3 protein-coding genes are annotated in these 4051 nt (G+C 51.1%); all 3 read right to left on the reverse strand.

All coding sequences use genetic code 11. The annotated features are described in order from the left end of the window. Positions 1-46: 46 nt before the first annotated feature. Positions 47-1264: a type II secretion system F family protein gene (locus tag V7Z69_RS09605; protein WP_334139768.1), complete on the reverse strand. Its 1218-nt coding sequence runs from the start codon at positions 1262-1264 to the stop codon at positions 47-49. Between the two features lie 83 nt (positions 1265-1347). Continuing rightward, the gene (locus V7Z69_RS09610) at positions 1348-2430 is read right to left on the reverse strand and encodes a type IV pilus twitching motility protein PilT (protein ID WP_334139769.1); all 1083 of its coding nucleotides are present in this window, start codon (positions 2428-2430) and stop codon (positions 1348-1350) included. A gap of 19 nt (positions 2431-2449) precedes the next feature. Next, positions 2450-4051, reverse strand: a 1602-nt coding sequence (gspE, locus tag V7Z69_RS09615) for a type II secretion system ATPase GspE (protein WP_334139770.1), incomplete at its 5' end; no start/stop codon positions are given.

Here is a 4051-nt window from a genome sequence, read left to right on the forward strand (position 1 = left end):
CACTACCTAAAAACTCTATTTCCCCTCTTTTTTTCCACCTCCTTTTCTAAAGCATGGCCTGTATGGCCCCCACAATGGGAAGGAATATAGCTGAGGCCACGATAGCCACCACTCCTCCTACGAACATTATCAGCACGGGCTCTATTATGGACGATAGGCGCTTTATCTTCTCGTCCAGCTCAAGCTCGAACCAGTCGGCAACCTTTCCGAGCATCTCCTCCAGACGGCCCGTCTGCTCCCCGACAGTTATCATGTGAGCGGTCATAAGAGGAAACACCTTGGTCTTGGCCGCCGTCTCACCCAACGCCTGCCCTCTCCTTGCCGCCTCTTTCAGGTCCTCATAGGCCTTGCCTATTACGTAGTTGTTGGCAACCTCGGCTGTCATCTCCAAGGCCATCAGTATGGGAACCCCTGCTTCCACCATGGAAGACAAAGTTCTGTTGGTCCTGGCCATTATGGCCTTGTATATAATATCTCCGACCAGGGGCAGCCGCAACTTCAGGCGATCCATGTAGGGCTTAGTGTTCTTGTTTCTATTGAGAACCACCACGAGCACAATGAAAAGAACCAAACTTCCCAAAACAAAGGGCCAGTTCCTGTTCATCCAGAGAGCAAAATTAAAGGTTAGGGTTGTAACCGGCGGAAGGTCTATCCCCAAGCCATCAAAGACCTGGGCAAACCGGGGAACTATGAAGGTCACAAGTATGTAGACTACGCCTACCGCAAAGCTCATGACCACCGCAGGATAGGTCACGGCAGAAACTATCTTCTTTTTCAGGGCCTCCTGCCTCTCCAGAAAGGTAGCAAGACGATCCAAACTCTTATCGAGGACGCCCCCCTCCTCGCCAGCTCTGACTATGGAGACCATGAGGTTGTTGAATTCCTTCCTGGTCCTCATGGCGGAGCTCAAGGATATACCGCTGTCCACAAGACGCTTTACCTCCTTTACCGCCAAGGCAAGCTTCTTGTTCTTGGTCTGCTGGACAAGTATCTCAAGGGCACTCCCTAAGGTTATGCCTGCGGATATCATTGTGGTAAGCTGCCTGAAAAGCACCGCCTTGTCCTTCAAAGGCACAGTCCCTATGGCCTGAAGCCTCTCCTTGAAGCTTAGCTTGTGCTCTTCCTTATCAGCGCTTATTGCCAGGGGAACCAGACCTTGACCTCTCAGCTGCTGCACCACCTGCTCCTGACTGTAGGCCGAAATTGTACCATTGACAGTTCTTCCGTCAGCTGTACGTGCCCTGTATCGGAAAATCAAGGCCATTCCTCCCTTCAGAGGCCGTGTTAGCCTGATAACTTTTATTATTTTGTTTTAACACGATTTGCAGTTTTTTGCACTTTGCTTGTTTAAAAAGAGACTTCAAAGACAAGTCGCTCCAGATCTTTGGGGTCGTGACACCTAGCTTTGGCGATCTCATAGGGTATAATGCCGTCCCGTACGAGTCTTGCAAGGTCCTGGTCCATAGTGTGCATGCCAGCGGCAGAGCCGGTCTGCATTATGCTCACCATTTGGCTAACCTTGGCCTCTCTTATGAGGTTCCTGACGGCAGGGGTGGCAAAAAGAAGCTCCGTTGCCACAACCCTTCCTCCTCCCGGCACTGGCACCAATTGTTGAGTACAGACTCCTATCAGAACGGTGCTCAGCTGCTGGCGAATCTGCTGTTGCTGGTGGGGTGGGAAAACGTCTATTATCCTGTCCACTGTCTGAGGGGCACTCTGGGTGTGAAGGGTGGCAAAGACCAAGTGCCCAGTCTCAGCCGCTGTGATGGCCGCCGATATGGTCTCCAGATCCCTCATCTCTCCTATCAAGATAACGTCGGGGTCCTGCCTCAAAACCCGCTTCAGGGCCTCCGCGAAGCTTTTGGTGTCGCTTCCTACCTCTCGCTGGTGTATCACCGCCACATCGGATGTATAAAGATATTCTATGGGGTCCTCTATGGTCACTATATGGCACGGTCTGGTCCTGTTTATCTCCTGTATAAGGGCCGCAAGGGTGGTACTCTTACCGCTTCCCGTTGGACCCGTCACCAGAAAAAGACCTCTGTACTTTCTGGTAACCTCTATTATCTGTTTGGGAAGCTTAAGCTCATCTATGGTCCTGATCTTGGTTGGAATGGTTCTGAGAGCAAGACACATGTTGCCCCTTTCGAAATAGCAGTTTCCCCTGAACCTGGAGGATTCACCACCCTCTCCAGTAAATGTAAAGCTGAAATCTATCTCCCTATTTTCCTCCAGCTCCTCAAGCTGACGGCGCATCAAAACCTCACTTGCAAGGGCCCTAAGGTCATCATTGCTCAGTTCGGAGAAAGATGCAAGGTACACCAAATCTCCATCTACCCTAACTGCAGGTGGCAGCCCCACCCCCAAGTGGATATCGGTGGCTTTCATTCTGATGGATTCAGCGAGTATGTCATTTATGCTTGGAACCATTGCGACAATTCCTCCTCACCTACTGGATAGTTACCTGTAGCACTTCTTCAAGGCTTGTTATTCCGTCTACCGCCTTTCTGAGCCCTGACTGCCGCAAGGTGGTCATACCCTTCGAAAGGGCTTCTTTTCGAACCCTAGCCGCTGAGGCTCCCTCAAGTATCAAAGATTGAATAGCCTCGTCCACCTTCATTATTTCGTATATGCCCGTTCTACCCTTGTAGCCCGTGCCTCTGCACTCATCGCATCCTGCTGCCTTCCAAAGGGTAACCCCTGGAGGAAGCCCCACGTCCATCAAGACCTTGGGTGGTGGCGAGTATTCCTCCTTGCAGTGGGGACACAGCTTCCGAACGAGGCGCTGCGCTATAACTCCTATGAGAGACGACGATACCAAGAACGGCGCTATCCCCATCTCCACAAGTCTTATGGAGGCGCTGGGGGCATCGTTGGTATGCAAGGTAGAGAGAACTAAATGTCCTGTAAGAGCTGCCCGTATGGCGAGCTGAGCAGTCTCCAAATCTCTTATCTCTCCAACCATTATCTTGTCCGGGTCCTGTCTCAAAATAGACCTCAAGGCTTCACCAAAGGTAAGCCCTGCCTTTTCGTTGAGTTGAATCTGGTTTATACCTGCTATGGTGTATTCTACAGGATCTTCCACGGTTATTATATTGACCTCTGGTTTACTTATCTGTTCCAGCACGGAGTACAGGGTTGTGGATTTTCCGCTACCTGTAGGCCCAGTCACCAACACTATGCCGTAGGGCCTGTTTATCATCTCGTCCACCAATGCCCGGTCCTCTGGATAGAGCCCCAGTTTTTCAAGTCCCACCATGGCGTTGGTCTGGTCCAAAAGCCTCAAGACCACCTTCTCTCCGTATATGGTAGGCAAAGTGGAAACCCTAAGGTCTATTTTTCTGTTGGCAACCTTTATCAGTATACGGCCATCTTGGGGCCTTCTTTTTTCCGATATATCAATGTTTGACATTATCTTTATACGAGAAGAAACAGCAGGATGAAGCTTCCTAGGAAAGTCCAAGGCGTCGTATAGGGCACCGTCCACGCGGAACCGGACGCGAGTTACGTTCTCGAAGGGCTCTATATGAATGTCCGAGGCCCCCTCTTTAGCCCCCTGTTCCAGGATGGTGTTAACCAGCTTTACTACCGGGGCATCATCGGCGCTTGCGGCCCTCTCCTCCCGCTGAAGGTCCAACTCCCCACCAGTGGTTTCATAAACCTCCACAATGGCGTCCTCTAAGGAGCCTCTGACTCTATAGAACTTATCTAGCTCTCGCTCTATCTCGCTTGGGGTGGTTATGCCTATTTCCAGCTCCATGCCAGTAAGCATCTTTATCTCGTCTATAGCCATGAGATCGAGGGGATCAGCCATGGCCACCATAAGCCTGTTGTTGTCAACTATGGCAAGAGGCAGCACCTGGAGGCGTCGGGCCACCCTCTCAGGGACCAAGTTAAGAGCCTCCGACATAGGCCTATACCCGGCAAGAGACACCAATGGGACCTTGAGCTGTCTGCTTAAGATCTCGGCAAGTTGTCTTTCAGTAATATATCCCTTTCTAACCAGGATCTCACCCAGACGCTCCTTGGTCTTCTTTTGTTCAGCAAGAAC

It is taken from the genome of Thermovirga lienii (assembly GCF_036847465.1).
GTDB classification, from domain to species: domain Bacteria; phylum Synergistota; class Synergistia; order Synergistales; family Thermovirgaceae; genus Thermovirga; species Thermovirga lienii.